General features: G+C 45.6%; 22 protein-coding genes. All 22 read left to right on the plus strand.

What is annotated here, in order from left to right; all coding sequences use genetic code 11:
- The first annotated feature begins 8 nt into the window (after positions 1 to 8).
- A complete protein-coding gene (nusA, locus tag ASD24_RS22315) occupies positions 9 to 1,106 on the plus strand; it encodes a transcription termination factor NusA (protein WP_056700656.1) in 1,098 nt (365 codons plus the stop codon).
- A 25-nt stretch (positions 1,107 to 1,131) separates the two neighbouring features.
- Positions 1,132 to 1,440: an RNase P modulator RnpM gene (rnpM, locus tag ASD24_RS22320; RefSeq protein ID WP_056700658.1), complete on the plus strand. Its 309-nt coding sequence runs from the start codon at positions 1,132 to 1,134 to the stop codon at positions 1,438 to 1,440.
- Positions 1,430 to 1,759 (plus strand): YlxQ family RNA-binding protein, encoded by a 330-nt coding sequence (locus ASD24_RS22325; protein ID WP_145046357.1) that lies wholly within the window; start codon positions 1,430 to 1,432, stop codon positions 1,757 to 1,759. The genes rnpM and ASD24_RS22325 overlap by 11 nt, the downstream gene beginning before the upstream one ends.
- Positions 1,752 to 4,337 carry a translation initiation factor IF-2 gene (gene infB, locus ASD24_RS22330; RefSeq protein ID WP_056700662.1) on the plus strand — a complete coding sequence of 862 codons (2,586 nt, stop codon included), beginning with the start codon at positions 1,752 to 1,754 and terminating at the stop codon, positions 4,335 to 4,337. Before ASD24_RS22325 ends, infB begins: the two co-directional genes overlap by 8 nt.
- Before the next feature lie 25 nt (positions 4,338 to 4,362).
- Positions 4,363 to 4,722, plus strand: coding sequence for a 30S ribosome-binding factor RbfA (rbfA, locus tag ASD24_RS22335; protein WP_056700664.1), 360 nt, complete (start codon positions 4,363 to 4,365; stop codon positions 4,720 to 4,722).
- A gap of 19 nt (positions 4,723 to 4,741) precedes the next feature.
- Complete coding sequence (locus ASD24_RS22340) at positions 4,742 to 5,719, plus strand: DHH family phosphoesterase (protein ID WP_056700666.1); 978 nt, start codon at positions 4,742 to 4,744, stop codon at positions 5,717 to 5,719.
- Positions 5,713 to 6,636, plus strand: coding sequence for a tRNA pseudouridine(55) synthase TruB (gene truB, locus ASD24_RS22345; protein WP_056700669.1), 924 nt, complete (start codon positions 5,713 to 5,715; stop codon positions 6,634 to 6,636). Before ASD24_RS22340 ends, truB begins: the two co-directional genes overlap by 7 nt.
- Positions 6,637 to 6,703: 67 nt before the next feature.
- On the plus strand, positions 6,704 to 7,642 hold the full coding sequence (locus ASD24_RS22350; protein WP_056700671.1) for a bifunctional riboflavin kinase/FAD synthetase: 939 nt from the start codon (positions 6,704 to 6,706) through the stop codon (positions 7,640 to 7,642).
- Between the two features lie 158 nt (positions 7,643 to 7,800).
- Positions 7,801 to 8,070, plus strand: coding sequence for a 30S ribosomal protein S15 (gene rpsO / locus ASD24_RS22355; protein WP_056700672.1), 270 nt, complete (start codon positions 7,801 to 7,803; stop codon positions 8,068 to 8,070).
- Positions 8,071 to 8,344: 274 nt separating this feature from the next.
- A complete protein-coding gene (gene pnp / locus ASD24_RS22360) occupies positions 8,345 to 10,447 on the plus strand; it encodes a polyribonucleotide nucleotidyltransferase (RefSeq protein WP_056700675.1) in 2,103 nt (700 codons plus the stop codon).
- A gap of 193 nt (positions 10,448 to 10,640) precedes the next feature.
- The gene (locus tag ASD24_RS22365; protein ID WP_056700678.1) at positions 10,641 to 11,636 is read left to right on the plus strand and encodes a polysaccharide deacetylase family protein; all 996 of its coding nucleotides are present in this window, start codon (positions 10,641 to 10,643) and stop codon (positions 11,634 to 11,636) included.
- Positions 11,637 to 11,738: 102 nt separating this feature from the next.
- A complete protein-coding gene (locus ASD24_RS22370) occupies positions 11,739 to 13,022 on the plus strand; it encodes a M16 family metallopeptidase (RefSeq protein ID WP_056700680.1) in 1,284 nt (427 codons plus the stop codon).
- Complete coding sequence (gene dut, locus ASD24_RS22375; protein WP_174715284.1) at positions 12,982 to 13,428, plus strand: dUTP diphosphatase; 447 nt, start codon at positions 12,982 to 12,984, stop codon at positions 13,426 to 13,428. Before ASD24_RS22370 ends, dut begins: the two co-directional genes overlap by 41 nt.
- Positions 13,429 to 13,605: 177 nt before the next feature.
- Positions 13,606 to 14,505, plus strand: a complete 900-nt coding sequence (gene dpsA / locus ASD24_RS22380; RefSeq protein WP_056700682.1) for a dipicolinate synthase subunit DpsA — start codon at positions 13,606 to 13,608, stop codon at positions 14,503 to 14,505.
- Positions 14,502 to 15,098, plus strand: a complete 597-nt coding sequence (locus ASD24_RS22385; protein ID WP_056700684.1) for a dipicolinate synthase subunit B — start codon at positions 14,502 to 14,504, stop codon at positions 15,096 to 15,098. Before dpsA ends, ASD24_RS22385 begins: the two co-directional genes overlap by 4 nt.
- 412 nt (positions 15,099 to 15,510) lie before the next feature.
- Entirely contained in the window at positions 15,511 to 16,728 is a 1,218-nt protein-coding gene (gene dapG, locus ASD24_RS22390; protein WP_056700686.1) for an aspartate kinase, read from the plus strand.
- Between the two features lie 42 nt (positions 16,729 to 16,770).
- Positions 16,771 to 17,646 carry a 4-hydroxy-tetrahydrodipicolinate synthase gene (gene dapA / locus ASD24_RS22395; RefSeq protein WP_056700689.1) on the plus strand — a complete coding sequence of 292 codons (876 nt, stop codon included), beginning with the start codon at positions 16,771 to 16,773 and terminating at the stop codon, positions 17,644 to 17,646.
- A 489-nt stretch (positions 17,647 to 18,135) separates the two neighbouring features.
- Positions 18,136 to 19,815 (plus strand): ribonuclease J, encoded by a 1,680-nt coding sequence (locus ASD24_RS22400; RefSeq protein ID WP_056700691.1) that lies wholly within the window; start codon positions 18,136 to 18,138, stop codon positions 19,813 to 19,815.
- A gap of 215 nt (positions 19,816 to 20,030) precedes the next feature.
- Entirely contained in the window at positions 20,031 to 20,804 is a 774-nt protein-coding gene (locus ASD24_RS22405) for a ClpP family protease (RefSeq protein WP_327205255.1), read from the plus strand.
- Positions 20,801 to 21,019, plus strand: coding sequence for a YlzJ-like family protein (locus tag ASD24_RS22410; protein WP_056700692.1), 219 nt, complete (start codon positions 20,801 to 20,803; stop codon positions 21,017 to 21,019). The genes ASD24_RS22405 and ASD24_RS22410 overlap by 4 nt, the downstream gene beginning before the upstream one ends.
- A 102-nt stretch (positions 21,020 to 21,121) precedes the next feature.
- On the plus strand, positions 21,122 to 23,848 hold the full coding sequence (locus ASD24_RS22415; RefSeq protein WP_056700694.1) for an FtsK/SpoIIIE family DNA translocase: 2,727 nt from the start codon (positions 21,122 to 21,124) through the stop codon (positions 23,846 to 23,848).
- Between the two features lie 194 nt (positions 23,849 to 24,042).
- A complete protein-coding gene (gene sleB / locus ASD24_RS22420) occupies positions 24,043 to 24,870 on the plus strand; it encodes a spore cortex-lytic enzyme (protein WP_056700695.1) in 828 nt (275 codons plus the stop codon).
- Positions 24,871 to 24,909 lie beyond the last annotated feature (39 nt).

Consider the following 24,909-nt stretch of genomic DNA (forward strand, 5'->3'; position numbering starts at 1 on the left):
CAACAGTCATGAGTATGGATTTTATTGAAGCAATGAATGAGTTGGAGCGTGAAAAAGGGATTAGTAAGGATGTGCTGTTTGAAGCGATCGAGGCAGCCCTGATCTCCAGCTACAAGCGGAATTTCAACACCGCTCAGAACGTGCGTGTTGATATGAACCGCAATACTGGGGTTATCCTGGTATATGCTCGTAAACTGATCGTGGAGGAAGTCCTGGATTCACGTACTGAAATTTCATTGCCTGCTGCACGAGAAATCAACCCACACTTCCAGCTGGAAGATATTGCGGAGATCGAAGTAACGCCGCGCGATTTTGGCCGTATCGCCGCACAAACTGCCAAACAGGTAGTGACCCAGCGGATTCGTGAAGCTGAACGTGGCCTGATCTACAACGCTTTCGTTGATAAGGAAGAGGATATCGTTACGGGAGTAGTGCAGCGTCAGGATTTGCGCAATATCTACATCGATCTGGGCAAAATCGAAGCGGCTTTACCGCTGACCGAATTGATGCCGAATGAGAAATTTGTTCATGGTGATCGTATCAAAGCCTACATCACTAAGGTCGAGAATACGACCAAAGGGCCACAAATCATTTTGTCCCGTACACACCCGGGCTTGTTGAAACGCCTCTTTGAACTGGAAGTTCCTGAAATTTTCGACGGTGTAGTTGAGATTAGATCCGTTGCCCGTGAAGCTGGCTTCCGCTCCAAAATTGCTGTGCATTCCCGTAATGAGGAAGTAGATCCAGTTGGATCTTGCGTAGGTCCTAGAGGGATGCGCGTGCAGACCATTGTGGGTGAGCTGCGCGGTGAAAAAATTGACATCGTTCGTTTCTCCGATCAGGTGGACGAATATGTGGCTAATGCACTGAGTCCTTCCAAGGTGTTGGAAGTTCAAGTGTTTGAGGAAGAAAAGATGGCTCGGGTTATCGTTCCTGACTATCAACTTTCCCTCGCTATCGGGATCAAAGGTCAAAATGCCCGATTGGCAGCCAAGCTGACCGGCTGGAAAATCGACATTAAGAGCGAGAGCCAGGCGGAACAGGAATTCGGCAGAGAAAAAGATTCTTCTTCGGAAATGCATCAAGATTCCGTCTCCGTCGACTAAAGTAAAGCACGGGGGGCGTTAACGTATGAAAACCAAAAAAGTACCGCTGCGCAAATGTGTGGCGTGCCAGGAAATGATGCCTAAAAAGCAACTGATCCGAATCGTTAAAACGCCAGAGGATGAAGTGCTAATTGATTTAACTGGCAAAAAATCCGGACGTGGTGCTTATTTATGCGGTAAAGAATCCTGTTTTAAGCTTGCACTCAAAAACCGATCTTTGGATCGGGCGCTGAAAGGCAAGGTCTCACCAGAAATTTATGAGCAATTGGCTGCTGACTTTATTAAGGTAGAGGATGCATTCAAAGCTGCACAGGAGCGTGAAGATGATGAATAATAAGGCTTTGTCTTATCTAGGACTTTCCATGCGTGCAGGTAAGCTCGTAACAGGTGAAGAAATTGTGCTCAAAGCAGTCCGTTCTTCCGAAGCTAAAATGGTTATTGTTGCGGGCGACGCCTCGGCCAATACACAAAAGAAATTTCGCGACAAATGTGGAACGTATAAAGTTCCGCTCGTAATCGGATTTGACCGGGATAGTTTAGGTTCAAGTATCGGTAAAGAAACGCGGGTTGTCCTTGCAGTAACGGACCGGGGGTTTGCAAAAATGATCTCCAAGCAAGTCGGTATAATGTCGGAGGTGGAGTATATTGAGTAAACAGGAAAACAAGGATAAATTGCGGGTTTATGAATATGCGAAGTCCCTTAATATGAGCAGTAAAGAAATTATAACCATTCTTAAAAAGCTGGATATTCCCGTAAACAATCATATGAGTGTCATGGAGAATGGATCAGTGGGTAAGGTGGAACAATTTTTTAAAGATATAAAATCCACTGCAGCCTCAAAACAAAGTAACGAAGCAAAACAAGTTGCTACTTCCGCAGTGGGTAGCAACAAAACAGTGGACAACAGCAAGCCGGCCGGCGGAGTGAACACGCCGAGTGACAGTAATTCATCCGGTAGTCCCGTACTAAAAAAAATACAACAGGAAAAGCAGGTAGGTATGAACAATAGACCAAATTCCAACAATAACAATGGCTCCCAAAGACCTAGCGGCCAAGATAGCCGCAACAGAACAAACTCTTCCCAAGGCTCCAGCCAAGGAGGACAATCGACTAACCGTCCAAGACCAGCTCAAGGCGGACAAAGCAGTACTTCATCCCGTCCGCAAGGTTCAGGACAACAACGTCCAAACAATAGCGGTGGCGGTCAAGCAAGAAGCGGAGGACCAAGCAGTGGTAGCACTGGTGGCAACCGCACTGGCGGCCAAGGTCAAAGCCAAGGGCAAGGCCAAGGCCAACGCAGCAGAAGCGGACAAGGCAACTCAGGTAATAATAACAACAGCGGCAACCGTTCTAACAGCGGTGGCGGCGGTCGTCGTTATGACGACAATCGTGGTGGTAACTTCCGTGGCAACCGTGGCGGAAAAAACAATCGCAACAGAAATCAACAACAGTACCAACAACGTGAGAAAATTGATAACACGCCTAAGAAAATCATCGTTCGCGGTGACATGACTGTAGGTGAGACTGCTAAGCTGCTTCACAAAGATGCTTCTGAAGTTATCAAAAAACTCATCGGCATGGGCGTCATGGCTACAATCAACCAAGAACTCGACATTGACACTATTCTTCTGCTTGCAGGCGAATTCGGCGTTGAGGTTGAAGTGAAGATTGTGCTTGAAGATGATCGTTTCGAAACGGTAGAAGAGAATGATGATCCAGCAGATCTTCAATCCCGTCCTCCAGTTGTAACGATCATGGGTCACGTTGACCATGGTAAAACAACATTGCTCGATGCGATTCGTTCTACTAACGTAACGGGCGGCGAAGCTGGCGGAATCACGCAGCATATCGGTGCTTATCAAGTTGAAATTAACAACAAAAAAATTACGTTCCTCGATACTCCTGGTCACGAAGCGTTCACAGCGATGCGTGCACGTGGAGCTCAAGTTACGGATATTACAATTATCGTCGTAGCCGCTGATGATGGTGTTATGCCACAAACGGTTGAGGCAATCAACCATGCCAAAGCAGCAGGCCTACCGATTATCGTAGCTGTTAACAAAATCGATAAGCCAGGTGCAGATGCGGATAAAGTGAAGCAAGAGTTGACTAACTATGAACTCGTTCCAGAAGAATGGGGCGGAGACACAATCTTTGTTAACGTTTCTGCGAAACAAAGAATCGGTTTAGAAGGTCTGCTTGAGATGATCTTGCTCGTTGCGGAAGTGAATGAATACAAAGCGAACCCGGACAAACGTGCCCGTGGTACAGTGATCGAAGCCGAGCTGGATAAAGGACGGGGACCAGTTGCACGTATCCTCGTACAGCACGGTACATTGAAAGTCGGAGATGCATTCGTAGCTGGTAACTGCTTCGGTCGTGTGCGTGCGATGGTGAATGACAAAGGTCGCAGATTGAAAGAAGCAGGACCCTCCACACCTGTAGAAATCACAGGTTTGACTGAGGTTCCAGGTGCTGGTGATCCGTTTATGGTGTTTGAAGATGAGCGTAAAGCTCGTTCCATCGCTGATAAGCGTGCGATTACACAACGTGAATCCGATCTGGGTACAAACACTCGCGTAACGTTGGATGATCTGTTCCAACACATCAAAGATGGTGAAATCAAAGACTTGAACGTAATCATCAAAGGTGACGTACAAGGTTCGGTTGAAGCATTGAAAGGTTCCCTTGCTAAAATCGAGGTTGAAGGTGTGCGCGTGAAGATCATTCACAGTGGTGCTGGTGCGATTACAGAATCCGATATCATTTTGGCAGCCGCATCTAATGCGATTGTGATTGGTTTCAACGTTCGTCCAGATAACCAAGCGAAGACCACAGCAGATCAAGAGCAAGTAGACATTCGTCTGCATCGTGTTATCTACAGTGTTATCGAAGAAATTGAACAAGCAATGAAAGGTATGCTTGACCCGATTTACAAAGAAAAAGTAATCGGTCATGCTGAAGTTCGGAGCACATTCTCGATCAGTAAAGTGGGTACAATTGCTGGATGTATGGTTACTTCAGGTAAAATTACACGTTCCGCAGAGGCACGTTTGATTCGTGATGGCATCGTCCTTTACGAAGGCAAACTGGATTCCTTGAAGCGTTACAAAGATGATGCTAAAGAAGTAGCTCAAGGCTACGAATGTGGTATCACGCTGGATAAATACAATGATCTCAAAGAAGGCGACGTTATCGAAGCCTTCATTATGGAGAGCGTACAACGATAAGCAAGGAAGCATGAGGTGAACAACAATGGCTAAGATTCGTACAGGTAGAGTGGGCGAGCAGATCAAGAAAGAACTCAGTGTGCTCATCCAGTCAGAACTGAAAGATCCACGGATCGGTTTTATTACCGTAACGGGAGTTGAAGTAACTGGCGACTTGTCGCAAGCCAAAGTTTATCTGAGTGTCTTCGGTGAACAGGAACAGAAGGATAACTCGCTCAAAGCTCTGGAAAAAGCAAATGGATTTTTGCGTTCTGAGCTGGGCAAGCGTATCCGGTTCCGCCACGTTCCTGAGTTGATATTCAAGATCGACGAATCCATCGCTTATGGTAGCCGGATTGAGAAGCTACTTGGCGATATTGGTTCAGACAAGAACGAATCCCAGTAACAGAATAGAGGAGACGGCAATGCACACTTATGAACAGGCGCTTCAAAGTGGAAAGAAATTTCTACTGGAGCATGATGATTACCTGGTCGTGTCGCATGTACAGCCGGACGGTGACGCAGTCAGCTCGACGGTAACGGTGGGCTGGCTGCTGTCATGTCTGGGCAAGACATTCACGATGATTAATGAAGGCGAAATTCCCGGGCGTATGCGCTTCTTATGGGGAGCAGATGACATCGTGAACATGACCGAACAACCACCAGCGCGAAAATTTAAAGCAGTCATTTGTGTGGACTGTGCTGATTTTGCACGAGTAGGCTTGACTCGTCATTATTTTGAAGAGGATGCAGTCATTTTAAATATTGATCATCATCCAACCAATAATGCATACGGAACTGTGAATATTATTAAATCAGATGCTGCAGCAACGGCAGAGATTTTGTTTGATTTGGTAAGTCTGTTTCCAGTGACGTTGAATAAAGATGCAGCGACTGCCATTTATACGGGGTTATTAACCGATACAGGTGGTTTTCGTTATGCCAACACAAGTCCAAATGTAATGACAACAGCATCTAAGTTGCTCGAACATGGTGTAGACGGTCCTTACCTAGCTCAGACGTTACTAGAGCAAGTTACTCTTCCTCAAGTTCGTATTTTGAATCAGGCGCTAAATAGCCTGCAAATGACGGATGATGGCAAGATTGCTTGGGTTGTTGTCACGCCTGAAGATATGATTACTTGTGGCGCGGCTAATGAAGATCTTGAAGGTATTGTGAACTACCCACGTAATATTCAAGGTGTGGAAGTAGGGATCTTTTTCAAAGTCATTAATGATTCAGCCGTAAAAGTATCGCTTCGCTCTGCAGGTAAAGTCGATGTAGCTGAACTTGCACAAACATTTGGTGGGGGTGGCCATGTACTTGCTGCAGGCTGCCGACTGGAAGGTATGCTGGAAGACATCGTAGCTAAGGTACTGAAGCAGGTGAATGCACAATGGTAAAACCGTTTGAAGGAATACTAGCGGTATATAAACCAGCAGGTTACACTTCACATGATGTCGTTGCGAAGCTACGGCGTATTCTGAAAATGAAGCGTATCGGACATACAGGAACATTAGATCCACAGGTTACGGGGGTTCTTCCGCTTTGTCTTGGACGTGCAACACGGGTGGTTGAGTATATGCAGGAACTGCCTAAGGAGTATGTGGCTACACTACGTCTTGGTCTTTCGACAGATACAGAGGACATGACAGGTGAAGTCATTGAGCGTTCGGAAGAAGCTGTCAACGTGACGGAGGAGCAGGTACGTCTGGCGCTAGAGAAGTTTCAGGGTACGATCTCTCAGGTTCCACCGATGTATTCAGCTCTCAAAGTGGATGGAAAACGTCTATATGAACTAGCACGTGAAGGAAAAACTGTCGAACGCAAAAGTCGCGAAGTGACGATCTATGAGCTTGAATTCACCGGGATTGAGACTCATGGAGACACAACGGATATCTCATTCCGTGCATTGTGTTCTAAAGGTACGTATATTCGAACGTTATGTGTGGATATTGGGCGTGAGTTAGGTTATCCTTCCACGATGGTACAGCTCGAACGCACCATGTCGGCAGGGATTCCCGCAGATCGTTGTTTGACAATTGAAGAGGTTGAGCAGCGTATGGCAGAGAATACAATAACCGAAGCGTTCATACCAGTAGACGAAGCAATTGACTTTATACCTTCACACACGGTTAATGATGAACTAGCCAAAGGAGCTCTTCAGGGTCAGAAGTTGTCTGCGCGTTTGTTAGAGCCACCTGTAGAACAACCTGGCCTTCTGCGGTTATACACCCAGGATGGGACGTTCCTGGGCATTTTTGAACGAGACGAACTTAAAGCGACAGTCAGAGCAGTCAAGGTGTTTTTGCCCGAATAACGGATCTTGAGTTTAGACTGTGTAGATGATAAGCTCTGTCTATCAAGTGAAATGCAGGTGAATGATTGTGAAAACCGTAATGCTAACATATCCGCAGACATTGACTTCCGATGAGCTGCATACACAGCCCCAAGTGCTAGCTATTGGTCAATTTGACGGACTGCATCTCGGACATGCAAGCGTCATTTTGTCAGCTGTCCGCATTGCGCGTGAAACTGGTGTGCAAGCGGCGGTAATGACCTTTCATCCTCATCCGAAGGAAGTTATGCGCAAAGGCGATTACGAAGGATATTTGACTCCACTGCGAGACAAAGAAGAGATCCTGGCTGGGCTCGGCGTAGACATACTATATGTTGTCGAATTTAACGACGAATTCTCCAAATTGACTCCGAAGCAATTCGCTCACGATCTGTTGTTGCCACTTCAGACGCGTACGGCTGTTGTCGGTTTTGATTTCCGGTTTGGACATCAAGGAGCAGGCGACGAACAACTGCTTCGGTCGTTAGGCGGTAACGACATGACGGTTGAGACAGTACCTCCTTTCTTGTTAAACGGGGAGAAGGTAAGCAGTTCCCTCATCCGAGGATTGCTCAAACGTGGGCAAATGGATGAAGCTAGTCAGTGGATGGGTCGACCTTACAGTATCCGAGGAACCGTGATTCATGGGGAAAAGCGTGGTCGTACCATTGGTTTCCCAACGGCTAACCTTGAACTGTTGGATCGTTATGTAATTCCAGCCAAAGGTGTATATGCAGTTCGAGTGCAATATGGAGAACAGATGCTGCGTGGAGTTATGAATTTAGGTGTGAAGCCGACTTTCCACGAAAGCGGCATGAAGCCTACGTTTGAAGTGCATCTGCTTGATTTTGAAGGGCAGTTGTATGATCAGGAATTGAAGGTAGAGCTTGTTCACTATATTCGTGAAGAGCGTAAATTTGCCTCAATTGATGCATTGATCAGCCAGATCCGTGAGGATGCATTGACGGCTGCTCGTTTGTTATCCTAAAAAATGAAACAAAATGTAGGTTGAGATTTACTTTAGCCTACGAACTATGATACAATGTACTACGTTGTCGATTGAGACAACAGACAACCTTAGCTTGGTTGCATGCTCTCACCGGCGGTTACGAGGCTAATGGCGATTATATGAAGGAGGTGAATAGGATGGCATTGACTCAAGAACGTAAACAACAACTGATCGACGAGCACAAAACTCACGAGTCCGATACAGGATCTCCAGAGGTGCAAGTTGCTATCCTTACGGAAAACATCAGAAGTTTGACAGACCACTTGCGTACGCATAAGAAAGACCACCACTCACGTCGTGGACTTTTGAAAATGGTAGGTCAACGTCGTAAGCTTTTGGCTTACGTGAAAAACAAAGATGTTAAACGTTACAGCGCATTGATCGAGAAACTCGGATTGCGTCGTTAATTATCGTACATGTTTTCAAAACCAACCTGGCTGTTATCCGCCTTCCTTTTGTCTAAAAGGACAAGCGGAACCTACAGCCGGGTTGTTTTGTAGATGAACATGTTGCCATATATTTGTAGATGGGAGCTCCGCAAGGGGCTTTTGTTTTGCTAGAGGGCTTGTTGTCCTGTTAATGATGTTGAAACCTGCCGATGCTAATGAATGTTGGACAAGCAGGAAATACTGTGAAGATGCAGAATCCATTGTGTTAGGAACGATTAAAAGGAGGGATTTCATGGAAAAGCGTGTTGAAATGCAACTTGGTGGAAGAACGCTTGTGCTTGAAACAGGTCGTTTAGCTAAACAAGCTAACGCTGCGGTTAAGGTGACGTACGGAGATACCGTTGTATTGTGTACCGTTACAGCTTCCAGCGAACCAAAAGATTTAGACTTTTTCCCATTGACGGTTAACTATGAAGAGAGATTGTACGCTGTAGGTAAGATTCCTGGGGGATTCATCAAACGTGAAGGCAGACCGAGTGAAAAGGCGATCCTTGCCAGCCGTCTGACTGACCGTCCGATTCGTCCATTGTTCCCAGAAGGCTTCCGTAATGATGTTCAAGTTCTCAACATCGTTATGAGTGTTGATCAGGACTGTGAACCACAAATTGCTGCGATGATCGGTACGTCGGCTGCATTGAGCATTTCTGATGTTCCATTCAGCGGGCCAATCGGTGGTGTGAAAGTGGGACGTATTAATGGTGAATTCATCATTAACCCAACGATTGCACAGCTTGAAGTAAGTGAGATCGAGCTTGTGGTAGCTGGAACGAAAGATGCCATTATGATGGTTGAAGCTGAAGCTAACGAAGTGCCAGAAGAAATCATGCTGGAAGCAATCATGTTTGGTCACGATGAGATCAAAAACATTGTTGCTGTGATTGAACAACTGGTAGAAGTAGCTGGCAAAGAAAAAATGGCTGTGAAACTGCATGCAGTTAACGCTGATGTAAATAGCGGTGTTCGTGAATTTGCGAGTGCACGTCTCGTTGAAGCAGTTAAAATTGCGGAGAAACATGCTCGTCAGGATGCAATTGATGTAGTGAATGACGAAACGGTTGCTTACTTCGAAGAGAAATATATCGAAACACCTGAACTGCTCAAAGATGTAAAAGAAGTGCTTCACGATATTGTAAAAGAAGAAGTCCGTCGCCTGATTACACATGATAAGGTTCGTCCGGATGGTCGTGGCCTGGCTGAAATTCGTCCAATTGAATGTGATACATCCCTGTTGCCACGTACGCATGGCTCTGGTCTGTTTACGCGTGGTCAAACACAAGCACTTAGCATTTGTACGCTTGGTGCGTTGGGTGATGTTCAGATCTTGGATGGCATCAGTCTGGAAGAAACCAAACGTTTCATGCACCATTACAACTTCCCACCGTTCAGCGTAGGTGAAGCTCGTCCATTGCGTGCGCCTGGTCGTCGTGAAATCGGACATGGTGCACTAGGTGAACGTGCCTTGGCAAAAGTGATTCCTTCCGAAACAGACTTCCCATACACAATTCGTCTTGTATCTGAAGTACTTGAATCCAACGGTTCCACTTCACAAGCAAGTATCTGTGCGAGCACACTCGCAATGATGGATGCTGGTGTACCAATTAAAGCTCCAGTAGCCGGTGTCGCTATGGGTCTGATCAAAGACGGCGATCATGTTTCAATCTTGAGCGATATTCAAGGTATGGAAGATCACCTGGGCGACATGGACTTTAAAGTGGCTGGAACACCTGAAGGTGTAACTGCAATTCAAATGGACATCAAAATTGATGGTATTGATCGTCAAATTTTGTCTGAAGCATTGGCTCAAGCCAAAGAAGGTCGTATGCACATCTTGGGCAAAATGACTGAAGTAATGAAAACTCCACGTGAGCAGTTGTCACAATATGCTCCTAAAATCACTACGATGCACATTAACCCGGACAAAATCCGTGATGTTATCGGTGCAGGTGGTAAAATTATCAATAAAATCATCGAGGAAACCGGTGTTAAAATTGATATTGAACAAGATGGACGTGTCTTTATTGCTTCCTCTAATCAGGAAATGAACGATAAAGCGAAAGCAATCATCGAAGGGATCGTGCGTGAAGTACTGGTTGGCGAAATTTACGTCGGCAAAGTAAAACGTGTAGAAAAATTCGGTGCATTTGTTGAAGTTCTTCCGAATAAAGAAGGTCTGGTACACATCTCGCAATTGTCCACAGAACGTGTTGCCAAAGTGGAAGATGTTGTAGCTATTGGTGATTCCATTACGGTTAAAGTAACGGAAATTGACCCACAAGGTCGCATCAACCTTTCACGTAAAGCTGTATTGACGGCAGAAGCTCCGGCTCAATCTTAAGTTTACAGCTTAAGTTATAAAGGTTCATTGAATGAAGAGACAGAAGGTTGTATTTCTGGCTCTTTTTTTAACGCCCAAAATAGGTTTCATCCACGGAAAACTGCAAGAAAAGCGATAGCAAGCAGTGTGTTTTATTCATATTCTTGCCCTTGTCCTCATATGATGGGGACAAAGACGGCGGGAGGATGGAGCTGTGAGAAAAAAGTCTAAAAAGCTGGCTGCAGTTCTGGCGGGTATAATCACGGTTATATTGGTCGGACAAGTAGACAGTGTTCGTACATACATCACGGAGATCCGTGATGGACCGGGAACTCAAAATGCATTTGACATGTTTAAAGAGGCTACGGGTGAAGATGCTTTGTTAACAGCTATTCGGGAAAAAGCGGCTGAAACCAAAATCGCTCCAATGAATGCCAGAGTAGATCGGGTATGGAAAGCAATTCCCGGATATAATGGAACAGAGATTGATGTGGAGGCTACGTATCGAAAGGCGCTTGGGGGAAATCTGAACACCAAAATTTCGTATGTTTATCGGCAAACGGAACCGGAAATTGGTCTCAAGGATCTAGGAGCACATCCGATATACCGCGGTAACCCAGAGAAGCCTATGGTATCTTTTATGATTAATGTAGCTTGGGGGAATGAATATATTGTCCCGATGCTCGATACACTCGATGCAGAGCATGTCAAAGCGACTTTTTTCTTGGATGGTAGTTGGTTAAGCAAAAATGCGGAACTTGCAAAAGAGATTCAAAAACGTGGACATGAGTTATCGAACCATGCGTATTCCCACCCCAATATGAGTCGATTGAGTGCAGAACGGGCAAGGCTGGAGATCAGCAAAACTCAAGATTTACTGCAAAAGACGTTGGGGGTAGAAAATCGTTGGTTTGCACCTCCATCTGGAGACTTTAATCAAAAAACGGTAGATATTGCTTCCAGCATGGGTTTACAGACGGTGCTATGGACACTGGATACCGTGGACTGGCGTAAACCAAGCTCAGCGTCTGTTGTAGCCAAAATTGCGAAAAACGTGGATGCTGGAACCTTAATCCTAATGCACCCAACGGCTGCTTCCTCAGGTGCGTTAAAAGGCATGATTGATTCTATTCGAGCCAAAGGACTTATCTTAGGTACCGTCACAGAAACCTTGTCTTCGGAGCGGGTGAAGGCTAAGGCGGTTGAGTGAACGATGTTTTTTTGTTAATATCAAACAGTTGGAACCAAATGTCGATTTCAATTTTAGTTTTATTGAGATGAGGACAATTATAGAGATGTAGGAGGGCCAACCGTGAAAAAAATTCAGCTGGGCAATGGCCTCAGGGTTGTCATGGAACAGATTCCGACCTGTCGTTCCGTGTCTTTTGGTATATGGGTCAAAACAGGTTCGCGTAACGAACAGCTTGCGAGCAACGGGGTTTCTCATTTTATTGAGCATATGTTGTTCAAGGGAACAGATCGTTATGATGCAAAAGCGATTGCGGAGCAATTTGATGCTATTGGTGGTAATGTTAATGCCTTTACTTCCAAAGAATACACTTGTTATTATGCAAAAGTATTGGACGAACATCTGCCGATTGCAGTAGACGTATTGTCTGATATGTTTTTCCGATCCAAAATGGATGAGGGTGAACTAAGTAAGGAAAAGAATGTCATCCTTGAAGAAATATCGATGTACGAAGATACACCAGATGATATGGTGCATGATCTTATGGCACTTGCTGCTTATGGCGAGCATCCGCTGGCTTATCCGATTTTAGGTACGGAAGAACGTCTCAAGACGATGGATTCGAGCCATCTGCGTGCATATATGAAAGAGCACTATACCATTGAAAATACCGTCATTAGTATTGCTGGTAATATTGATGACAGTGTCATTGAATTAATGGAAAAGCATTTTGGTGAATTCGATGTGAATGGGGTTGCCGAGCAAGTTACGGAGCCTAAGTTCCAGAGTGGACAGCTTTTCCACAAGAAAAAAACCGAACAGAATCATATTTGTATCTCCTTCCCAGGCTGCAAAATTGGTGATCCGCTTCAATTCGCTATGGTTGTGTTGAACAACGCCATTGGTGGGGGAATGAGTTCTCGACTATTCCAGGAAATTAGGGAGAAACGTGGTTTGGCCTACTCAGTTTATTCCTATCATAGCTCTCATGCGGACAGCGGGCTCTTCACAATCTATGCAGGTACTGCACCGAAACAGACGAAGGAAGTATTGGATCTGACAAAAGAGGTGCTTAATGATCTGGCAGTTCATGGTTTGTCCGAAGATGAACTACGTAAAGGAAAAGAGCAGCTCAAAGGAAGTCTGATTCTCAGTTTGGAGAGCACGGGCAGTCGTATGAACCGTCTTGGTAAAAACGAGCTTATGCTGGGCAGACATCATACGTTAGATGAAATGATTGCCAAAATTGAACAAGTAACCATGGATGATATCGATGCTGTACTAGACCTGATGTTCGCCGAGCCTTTTGCTCTTGCGATGGTTGGGGCTTCGGATCGATCTATAGCTGGACTCAGAAGGGATGATTTTGTTGCATTACGTTCAAATTCAAAAGCTACCGGGCAATGAAGATATTAAGCTGCCACAAAAAATGTCGGAGCTTGCTTCCGGTTTTGATGTAGTAGCCGCATTACAGGAAGAAGTTACATTGCAACCGGGTCAACGTACACTTATTCCAACAGGTCTCGCAATGGCTATGCCGGCAGGACTTGAAGCACAGATCCGTCCACGTAGTGGACTTGCATTCAAACACGGGATTACGTGTCTGAACACACCTGGCACCATTGATGCCGACTATCGTGGAGAAGTAAAGGTGCTGCTCATTAATCTTGGGCAAGAGCCATTTACTATTGTACGAGGTGAGCGAATTGCTCAAATCGTTTTCCAAACGGTACCTGCAGTGGAGTTATCTGAAGTGAGTGAGCTTTCGGAAACGATTCGTGGAGAAGGCGGATTCGGCCATACAGGCAAATAAATGAAGTACATATGCATTCTTGGTGGAGTTGATCGCGATGACCAGGTATGCGCATATGAACGGATAAGGAAGAGTCATCCCTAGACAGTGGGATGGCTCTTTTTTAATGTGTTTTCACCCCTATGTAGGCAACTGCATACGATAAGGCATACGTGTGGTGAAAGGAGTGACGTCCCGATGCTGACCGGTGTCCGGATAGTAGTCCTGGGCGGAGATGCGCGGCAGCTTGAAGTCATTCAAAAGTGCGCAGAGTTGGATGCTACGGTAACCGTGGTTGGATTCGACAAACTGGAGTGCTCTATTCCGGGAATTGAACTTCAGGAATTGGATGATGAAGTATTCGCTTCCGCAGATGTATTGGTTCTACCCGTCGTAGGTTGTGATGACCAGGGTAAAGTGAATACGTCATTCAGTGAGTTGCCGATTTTTCTAAAAAAGGAGCATGTTGCGGCATTGCCGGAGCATTGCATTGTCTTTACAGGCATGGCTAAACCATTCTTACGTAATCTGTGTCAAGAGAATGGGCTGCGCTTAGTTGAAGTGTTAAATCGTGATGATATTGCGCTCTATAACTCTATTCCGACAGCAGAGGGCGCTATCGCTATGGCGATTCGCGAGACGGACTTCACGATCCACGGATCGGAATGTATTGTGCTTGGTTTGGGTCGTACGGGATTCACAATGGCCAAAACACTGCAGGGACTTGGAGCAAATGTGCGGGTTGGAATCAGGCGTGAAGAGGATGTTGCTCGCGCGACAATTATGGGCTGGAAGCCTTTTATGACAACGGATTTGGCTGCTCAAACCGGGGAAGTTGACTTGCTTTTTAATACGATACCGACTATGATAATCACAGCACAAATCCTGTCCAGAATGCCGCAAAAAGCAGTCATTATCGACCTTGCATCTGCCCCTGGCGGCTGCGATTTTCGGTATGCTGAGAAACGCGGTATGAAGGCGCTGCTAGCGCCTGGCCTCCCCGGTATAGTTGCTCCCAAAACGGCTGGCGGTATTATTGCCGACGCGCTGATCCGTTTGCTTTTGGAAGAACAAAACGCACGGGAGGTTGAACAATGAACTGGCAGGGAAAAACGGTAGGTTACGCAATTACAGGGTCTCATTGTACGTTTGAAGAGGTTATGCCGGTCATTAGCCGGTTCGTAGCTGAAGGCGCAAATGTGGTCCCTATTATTTCCAATTCAGTTTTAACGACGGATACACGTTTTGGAACGGCTCAGAATTGGCAGAAACAGTTGAAAGATATAACGGGTAATGATATTATTTCTACAATTGTTGAGGCGGAACCGTTAGGGCCTTCCAAATTGCTGGATGTACTCGTTATCGCTCCTTGCACAGGGAATACGACGAGTAAGCTCGCTAATGCAATGACCGATAGTCCTGTGCTGATGGCAGCCAAAGCGCAGATGCGCAATCAGCGTCCTGTCGTACTCGCTATTTCTACGAATGATGGTCTGGGTCTGAATGCGGCCAACATCGCCAAACTGCTTGTAGCGAAATACATGTATTTTGTGCCGTTCGGGCAGGATGACCCGGTGAAGAAGCCTAATTCGTTAGTAGCCAAGATGGAACTGATTCCAGAAGCTTGCTGGAGTGCATTGGATGGCAAACAGCTACAGCCAATGATTGTTGAACGTTCTTCACAAGCTTAATGTAATATATAATCTTGGCCTGTTGTTAGATACGGTTTCGCAGAGGAACAAGTTCAAGGATAACGGTTATACGCTTGAAGAGATGCATAAGGTTCGATAGACAAAGAAAATCATGGGGGACGATAAACCAGGTGTGAACACCAGCCTGTGTCCGCGTTCCTGTCGTGTAAGGGCATTCCTGTTTGCGATGCTAAGCTCACCGCAAGCGGGATGCGTTCATAGGTCTTGCGTATCATGGCGGTAACATTCGTGACCTGTGTGTAGATTGTCAGGTGCAAACATTCTACTAACGGGCATGCCATGTATGCCGTACAGTGGGTGAAGTTATCGCATCGGGACGCTCCCTAGGTTGATCCATTTGTTGATTTGGCCCGTGTCTAGTCTTCTTGCGTACACAAATGGAGGAATAAAGATGCGCATCATGGTACAGAAATTCGGTGGCACGTCGCTATCTACCGTTCAGGCTAGAGAGCACGTGCTCCGTCATATTAAACGTGAGCTTGAAGCAGGCCTAAATTTGGTGGTTGTTGTTTCCGCCATGGGTCGCCGAGGTGAGCCTTACGCAACAGATACATTACTGGACTGGACTGCCCAGAACGGAAATGCCATATCTGCACGTGAGAAGGATTTACTGCTGTGCTGTGGTGAAATCATATCGGCAACTACACTTAGCAGTTTGCTGGAACATGAAGGGATATCCACGACAGTGCTGACCGGAGCGCAAGCAGGGTTTGTGACGGACGACAATTTCGGGAATGCCCGGATTTTGGATGTCCGTCCTGTTCGTGTACTGGAGCAGCTTGGGCAGGGACGGGTCGTTATTGTTACAGGGTTTCAAGGGCAGACGGAGAATGGAGACTTTACTACGCTTGGTCGTGGTGGAAGTGATACATCGGCTACAGCATTGGGCGCTGCGCTGCGTGCGGAGATGGTTGATATTTATACCGATGTCAATGGCATATTGACTGCCGATCCGCGGATCGTTGAGGATGCACGTCCTTTGACTGTTGTGAGTTATGCCGAAATCTGCAATATGGCGCATCATGGTGCCAAGGTCATCCATCCCCGTGCGGTAGAGATTGCCATGCAAGCTCAAATTCCGGTGCGGGTACGCTCTACTTTTGCGGACAGTGAAGGTACGCTGGTAACACATCCTGAAGGATTTCAAGATGTACAGACAGGCATTGTTGACCGTTATGTAACAGGTATAGCATATGTAAGCAATGTGACTCAGATTGCGGTTGAAGTTCCTGGCGGTACGGATCGGTTACAGCTCAAGGTGTTTAAAACGATGGCTGAGAATTCGATCAGTGTCGATTTTATTAATGTGACCCCATCGGGAGTCGTATATACGGTGTTTGACAGTGATTCTGAGAAAGCGATTCAAGTGTTGCAGGAGATTGGTCTTAAACCCCAAAGTTTGTCTGGCTGTGCCAAAGTATCAGTGATCGGTGGGGGCATTAATGGTGTACCAGGGATCATGGCTAGAATTGTGGAGTCATTAACGCTAGCCGATATTCAGATTCTGCAATCCGCAGATTCCAACACGACCATCTGGGTACTCGTAAAAAAAGAAGATATGGTTCAGGCATTGAGGGCGCTTCACGCCTCATTCGAACTTCATTTATAAGCTGAATTGAACCGAGCAGACCTGTTTTGAGGAGGAATCGAAGTGGACTTTGGAAGATTGATTACAGCAATGGTCACTCCGTTTAACGATCAAGGAGAGATTCATTGGGAGGAAACAGCACGACTAATTGACTATCTGATTGTAGAACAAAAGTCTGAAACACTTGTTGTTTCTGGAACGACAGGGGAATCTCCCACGCTTAGCGATTCGGAAAAGGTACAACTTTTCGAGTTTACAGTCAAACATGCTGCTGGCCGTTGCAAAATTATCGCTGGCACGGGAAGTAATAACACGGCTCATTCGATCCATCTAACACAAGAAGCCGAGCGTGTAGGTGCTGATGGTGTATTGTTAGTGGTTCCGTATTACAACAAGCCAAGTCAGGAAGGGATGTTTAAACATTTTGAGGCTATCGCAGCGTCGACTAAACTTCCGGTTATGCTCTATAACGTTCCTGGACGTACGGTAGCGAGCCTTACTGCGGCTACAACGCTTCGTCTTGCTCAGATTCCAAACATCATTGCAACGAAAGAGTGTGCCTCGTTAGAGCACGTTACGTTAATCGCTGCGGATGCCCCTGAGCATTTCAGAGTGTACACAGGAGACGATGCTTCTGGATTACCGGCGCTTGCCGTTGGTGCCCACGGCATCGTTAGTGTAGCTAGTCATGTAATTGGGGCAGAAATGAAGACGATGATTGATTCGTTTGTTGGAGGAGATCCTCTGCAAGCTGCTAAGATTCATCAGAAACTTTTCCCAATATTCAAAGGGCTATTTGAGTGTCCACAGCCTCTTCCTAACCCGGTAGCGGTTAAATATGCGCTGACAATGCGTGGATTAAACGTAGGTTCAGTTCGTCTTCCGCTCATTGCTCCAACCGAGGAAGAGCAAGTGTATATTCGAGGGCTGTTTAACTAGAGTGAATCAGCAATACTTAGGATAATTATTTTATTAATATTTTCCAAAATATTAAACCGACCAAGGACCGTTCTTCTGCTCTATAAGAAGACGGTTCTTTTTTTATTCCCCTATTTTAGGCTGATTCACATTCAATGTCAGAGGGAAACCTATGTATAACGACACAGTGACTTGTTTTTTTTGTTTTTAATCATGTATAATGATGTCAAGTGACTGGGTGCGGTATTTTTTTGAAATTGAAAGCGACATCGTTAGGTGATGTGGCTTTGCGGTGAAAAGGGAAGGAACGGCTAAGAAGGAATCATTTCAAAAATCCAACTTGTTGGTGAAGGGGAATAACTTCGAAGAACTTCTTCCAAATATCGTGAATAGAGGCGTTCATATACATTGATACCTAATATTTAGGTTGAAGATGTGAGGACTGCTTTTCTTAACTTACAATAAATAATAAGGTACGACGTCCAACTACCATAGGAGGTTTAGATTCATTTGTCTAAGAAAAATAATAACGATAAACTGATGATTTTTGCACTGGGCGGCGTAGGTGAAATTGGTAAAAATATGTACGTCATCCAATATGCCAACGACATTGTTGTCGTAGATGCTGGTCTTAAATTCCCTGAAGAAGATATGCTTGGAATCGATATTGTCATTCCTGACATCTCTTATCTGACTGAAAATCGTGACAAAGTAAGAGGCATTATTTTGACTCACGGACACGAGGATCATATCGGCGGCTTGCCATATGTTCTGAAACACTTGAACGTTCCGGTATACGGAACAAAACTTACCCTCGGTCTTGTAGAAAACAAACTGAAAGAAGCAAATTTGCTGGGTGAAACAAAACGGATTTTGATCGATGCTGATTCCGAGATTCAACTGGGTTCTGTGCTGAAAGCCACATTCTTCGCCACTAACCATAGTATTCCGGATTCTGTGGGTGTATGCGTGGAAACACCAGAAGGTGCTGTTGTTCATACAGGTGACTTCAAATTTGACCACACACCAGTCAACGGTCAATATGCGGATCTACAACGTATGGCACAGATCGGAACGAATGGCGTCCTTGCTCTCTTGTCCGATAGTACAAACGCAGAGAAGCCAGGATTCACGCCTTCGGAGAAAAATGTAGGTATCGTTCTGGAAGATATTTTCCGTAAAGCGAGTCAACGTGTTGTTGTAGCAACATTCGCTTCGAACGTACACCGGATTCAACAGGTCATCAATGCAGCGGAAGTGACTGGACGTAAAGTTGCAGTTATCGGACGCAGTATGGTGAACGTAGTGGGGATCGCTTCTGAGCTGGGTTATCTTGAAATTCCAGATGGCATGATCATTGAACCGGAAGAAGTAGGCAAAATGGCTGCTGACCGTGTTGTAATTCTCTGCACAGGAAGCCAAGGCGAGCCAATGTCCGCTCTGACTCGGATGGCTCGTTCGACGCATCGTAAAGTAGATATTCTGCCAGGTGATACTGTGATCATTGCAGCAACACCGGTTCCTGGTAATGAAAAATATGTAGGACGTACAATTGATGAATTGTTCCGTCTGGGTGCTAACGTGCATTACAGCGGTGCAAACAGTGGCGTTCACGTATCCGGTCATGGTAGTCAGGAAGAATTGAAATTGATGCTCAACCTGATGAAACCAAAATTCTTCTTGCCAATCCACGGTGAATTCCGTATGCAACGCCGCCATGCAGTACTTGCTGAATCGGTTGGCATTGATCCGGATAACATTTTTATCACTGACATCGGTGAAGTAATAGAAATCCAAGGTGGTTCTGCTCGTAGAGCAGGTAAAGTTACTGCAGGTAACGTATTGATTGATGGCCTGGGTGTAGGCGACGTAGGTAATATCGTACTTCGTGACCGCAAACTGTTATCTCAAGATGGTATTCTGGTTGTTGTAGTAACGCTCAGCAAACAGGATGGCAAAATTGTATCAGGTCCGGACATTATCTCTCGTGGTTTTGTATACGTTCGGGAATCCGAAGGACTGCTTGATGAAGCGAATCGCATTGTAAGTAGCACATTGCAGAAGCTGATGAGTGAGAACGTAAACGAATGGGCTTCACTCAAAACGAATGTTAAAGATGCACTGGGACGCTTCTTGTATGAGCAAACTCGTCGTAGACCGATGATTTTGCCAATCATCATGGAAGTTTAAACGTACGATAAACAAACATATATTCAGGCACACAGTCGCCTCTTCTCTACGAGTAATATTGGACGGTTCCTCGTAGAGAAGGGGCTTTTTTTGTGTTTGATACATCTTTTTTGCCACGTGACACTCCTATTTGAATATGAAGTGGGTATAAGGATGCTGGAAAATTCCCCATACTAAGGCATACATCAAATGTATTGAAGAAGGGGAATAGCCTAATGAATAATGAAATGAATGACAGACAGATGTCTAAATCGAATCAACCCGAGACAGAGCTACCAGAACCACACGAAAAAGAGGACAAAGGCATGGCGCCTGTCACGGAGGCTATCCAGCAATTTGGACAAACACAGTCACCTGCAGGGGAGTTCAATATTTTTTGTATGACCATTATTGGTCAGGTGGAAGGCCATCTGATTTTGCCTCCCCAGAACAAAACGACAAAATATGAACATCTTATTCCTCAGTTGGTTGCAGCTGAGCAGAACCCGCGTATTGAGGGAATATTGATTATTTTGAATACGGTAGGTGGGGACGTTGAAGCGGGTCTGGCAATTGCTGAGATGATTGCTTCTCTGAGCAAACCCACAGTTACGGTTGTGATTGGAGGAGGACACAGTATCGGTGTTCCAATTGCGGTAGCCTCGACTTATTCGCTAATTGCAGGAAGTGCAACCATGACCATTCATCCGATCCGTATGAACGGACTGGTCATTGGAGTGCCTCAGACGTTTGAATACATGGAGAAGATGCAAGAACGGGTTGTACGCTTCGTCACCACACACTCTAATATTTCAGAAGAGATTTTCAAGGAACTAATGTTTAAGACAGGTGAGCTAAATCGAGATATTGGAACTGCGGTAGGAAGTGCAGATGCTGTTAAATATGGATTAATGGATGCTGTTGGCGGAATTGGTCAGGCCATTGCTCAATTGAATCAGTTGATTGGAGACAAGAAACAAACGATGCAAGTAGGAGGGTATACGCAATGACCATGTATACCGTAATGCCTCCTGAACAGCTCTGGTCTGGAATGTGGCAAGAGGGTGAGGCTACGAGAGAGGTTAAGGTAAACGGCTTGTTGATGCAGGTTAGACCTGTCAGTGAGACGGAGGCGGTCATTATTCGTTTGCTTGATTGTCCGCTTGAAGCATATCTGGATGCTTCCAATACACCTGGATCCAGGGTGCCACTTTCCGGTAACTAGGAGTTAATATGACGCGACGAAATAAGACAAATAGAGCAAGAAAAGAACATATGTACGGATTATATTTGTATGGTATAATATTCTTCTGGGGGTGACCTGATTTTGGCCAGAAGAAAAAAGAAGAAGAAAAAGGCTGCTGCGTTTGGTGGCGTTTTAAAATATGAAATCTACGGGATTGTCCTGATTACCCTTGCGGTCATTGCACTTTCGGGTGAAGCAACGGTAGGACGTTCCCTGTCCAAAATGTTTGGACTAATGCTGGGCAAATTTTATTTTATAATTCCGCTGATCGGAATTTATTACGGATTAATGGTAATGATTCACCGGAAATGGCCGAGTGGTTGGACTACACGCAAGACGGGACTAGTCCTTCTCGTGTTCGCGTTAACCTTAATGAGTACAGTTTCCGCGATGCACCAGAAGCTAATTCCCGTTGGAGCACTTGAACCAGGTGCGGTAATTACGCAGGTACATAATGATATGCAGACCGAGTTGCTTCAGCCTGCACCGGGTGAACGAGAATCGATGCTGGGCAAGGATATTAGTGGCGGATACCTTGGAGCAGGTCAGTTTGCTCTTTTCTTATGGTTGTTTGGCAGTTTAGGTGCTCGTCTGATTATGATTGTCATGTTTATTATCAGCTTTATGCTGATTACGAATCTTTCCTATGTCGACCTAGTTCGAATCTTCAGAACAAAAGTGTGGGACGCGGGCACTACCATGTACAAGAAGTTTGAATCCAGACCTACACGGGTTGCTACGGCAGGTAAGAAGTCGGGCAACAAACGTAAAGTGGTACCTGTCCCAGCAGACACTTATGAAGATGATGAAGATGACGATTTAGAAGATGCACAGCTTCCTAAACGCAAGACGCCAATCTTCCTCCAATTGTTTGGAAAATGGGGGGCAGATCGTGAACAGACGAATGCTGAACCGAACAAGCATCAAGATGATGTATCTACTTCAGAGCAGGTTTTGTATCGAGCGGCACAAGAGGATGTAGCGGAAACATGGCGTGAAGAGTCCCGCTATACTGCGGAGTCAACGCCTACACCAGCTGGAGCTGTGCCAACTAGAGCCAGTTCTGCTCCGATCATTCGCGATTTCTTTGAACATGTTCGTTCAGAGGATAACAACAAGGATGATGATCTGGATGACGCATATCCATTTCCAGCGGATATAAGTGACCCTGGTAACGAAGGGGATCATGGGATTAAGATCAAAGATGAATCACTTGGCTCTGATGAAGAATGGTCTGCACCTAAGGAAGGTGTTGGTGAGGTTCATAATGGTGATAACGTTCTAACTGCTGGAGCCACAGAGAACAGCTCCACACCGCTTGATCCTACATCGAGTAGTGGTAATGAAGAAGCACAACCTATTCAGCCACCACCACCGCCACCGAAACCTTATAAATTACCTTCGTTCCGCCTTCTCTCTAAGCCAAACAATGGTGGTAAGGCTGGGGATCAGAAGGATTATATGCAGACAGCACGGAAGCTAGAAGCTACTTTGGAAAGCTTCGGAGTTCGGGCTAAGGTTCTTGAAGTTGTTCGAGGACCTGCGGTGACGCGGTACGAGATTCAACCTGACATCGGTGTGAAGGTCAGCAGAATTGTAAGTCTTACAGACGATATTGCATTGGCTCTGGCAGCTAAGGACATTCGTATGGAAGCACCAATTCCAGGTAAATCAGCCATAGGTATTGAAGTGCCTAATGGAGAAGTTTCTATGGTAACCATGAGAGAAGTTATGGAGACTGCAACCTTCCAAGAAGCTGAATCCAAGGTGACGATTGCTTTTGGACGCGATATCTCCGGTCAGACCATCATTGGTAATTTAGCTCGAATGCCCCATCTACTTGTTGCTGGTGCCACGGGTTCGGGTAAATCGGTATGTATTAACGGGATTATCACGAGCATACTGTACAAAGCTAAGCCAGATGAAGTGAAGTTCTTGATGGTCGATCCCAAAATGGTCGAGCTGAACGTATATAACGGCATCCCGCATCTGATGGCTCCTGTTGTAACGGATCCTAAACGGGCGTCGCTTGCTTTGAAAAAAATTGTAGTTGAGATGGAGAAGCGATATGAGCTATTCTCCAAATCGGGTACTCGGAATGTAGAAGGCTACAACAACTTGATGAAGGATAATCCAGCAGCATTTTTACCTTACATCGTAGTTATTGTAGATGAACTTGCAGACCTTATGATGGTTGCGGCAGGTGATGTGGAGGATGCGATTGCTCGATTGGCTCAGATGGCGCGTGCCGCAGGAATTCATTTGATCATCGCAACCCAGAGGCCTTCCGTTGACGTTATTACAGGGGTAATCAAAGCCAACATCCCATCACGAATTGCCTTCGGCGTTTCTTCACAAGTCGACTCACGAACAATCCTTGATATGGGTGGTGCGGAGAAGCTATTAGGACGTGGAGACATGCTGTTCATGCCTATGGGGGCTTCCAAGCCTGTCCGGGTACAAGGAGCGTTCATGAGCGACGAGGAAGTTGAGAACATTGTAAATTATGTGCGTGGCCAAGGTGAGGCTCAATATGATGAATCGATCGTGCCTGAGGTGGATGACTCGGTTCAGGCGGCGGACGAAGTACAGGACGAGCTGTATGAGCAGGCTGTACAGATTATATTGGAGGCTAAGCAAGCCTCAGTATCACTATTGCAGCGCCGGATGCGAGTTGGCTATACCCGGGCTGCACGTTTAATTGATTCCATGGAAGCCCGAGGTGTAATAGGCCCTTATGAAGGTAGTAAGCCGAGGGAAGTATTAATCTCACTAGAGCAATATCAGCAAAATAAAATAAGCTCGTAATGTTATAGGTTATAACAGACGGCAGACAAAACCCTTAATCAATTTGATTAAGGGTTTTTTTATGTGTTCATTTGTTTGATGCATTGGCATCTTGTCCAATCCTCGGGAGAATTGGTGCATAGGAAACAGGCAGGCTTGTCATAATAAGCTTAGCGATTCTGTTAATCCCACAAGAGAAAGGTAGAGCACAATCGATGCGAAAAATGAACATATGGCTTTTCACTGCTATTTTGCTGATGTCCGCATTGGGACTTCGTTATTTGCTCCCTCACAATGCGGCAACTGAAAGTACTAGCCCAAGCAAGCCGCAAACGGAAGAGACGGCTATGCCCACCTTTAGTAGTAATGCTGTCAAGTATGGGAGCTATGGTCAGGATGTCTATGAGTTACAGGGTAGACTGAAGTATCTCGGATTTTACAATGGTAAAATTGACAGTAATTTTGGCAGTAGCACGTTAAAATCTGTAAAGTGGTTTCAGTCCGAATTCGGAATGAAAGCAGATGGAGTCGTTGGTGCTAAGACCAAATTGAAGCTGTACAATGCAACCAAGCAGTGGTCACCTACTGAGCCTCCTTTGCATAAACAGCCGGCTGGAAATAAACAAGGAAATGCGGATTCGGCTAATCAAGAACAGAGTGATATGGGTTCAGCCAACACGATGGGACTTTCCGAGAATGAACTCAAAATTATGGCGAATGCCGTATATGGAGAAGCGCGAGGCGAACCATTTGAAGGTCAAGTGGCTGTAGCAGCAGTAATATTGAATCGTGTCAACTCACCGAGCTTTCCAAGTACACCGTCAGGAGTGATCTTCCAACCTGGTGCGTTTACCGCTGTAGCGGATGGTCAGATTTATTTAGAGCCTAATGCGCAAGCGCGTAAGGCTGTTGAACAAGCGATGAATGGCTGGGATCCATCGGGTGGATGTTTATATTATTTTAATCCGAAGACAGCAACATCGAAATGGATCTGGACTCGCCCTCAGGTGAAAACAATCGGTCAGCACATCTTCTGTATGTGATGATCTAGAAGGAGCGTCTTGAAGTCCATTTCTTAATAT

Source organism: Paenibacillus sp. Root52 (assembly GCF_001426865.1).
GTDB lineage: Bacteria > Bacillota > Bacilli > Paenibacillales > Paenibacillaceae > Paenibacillus.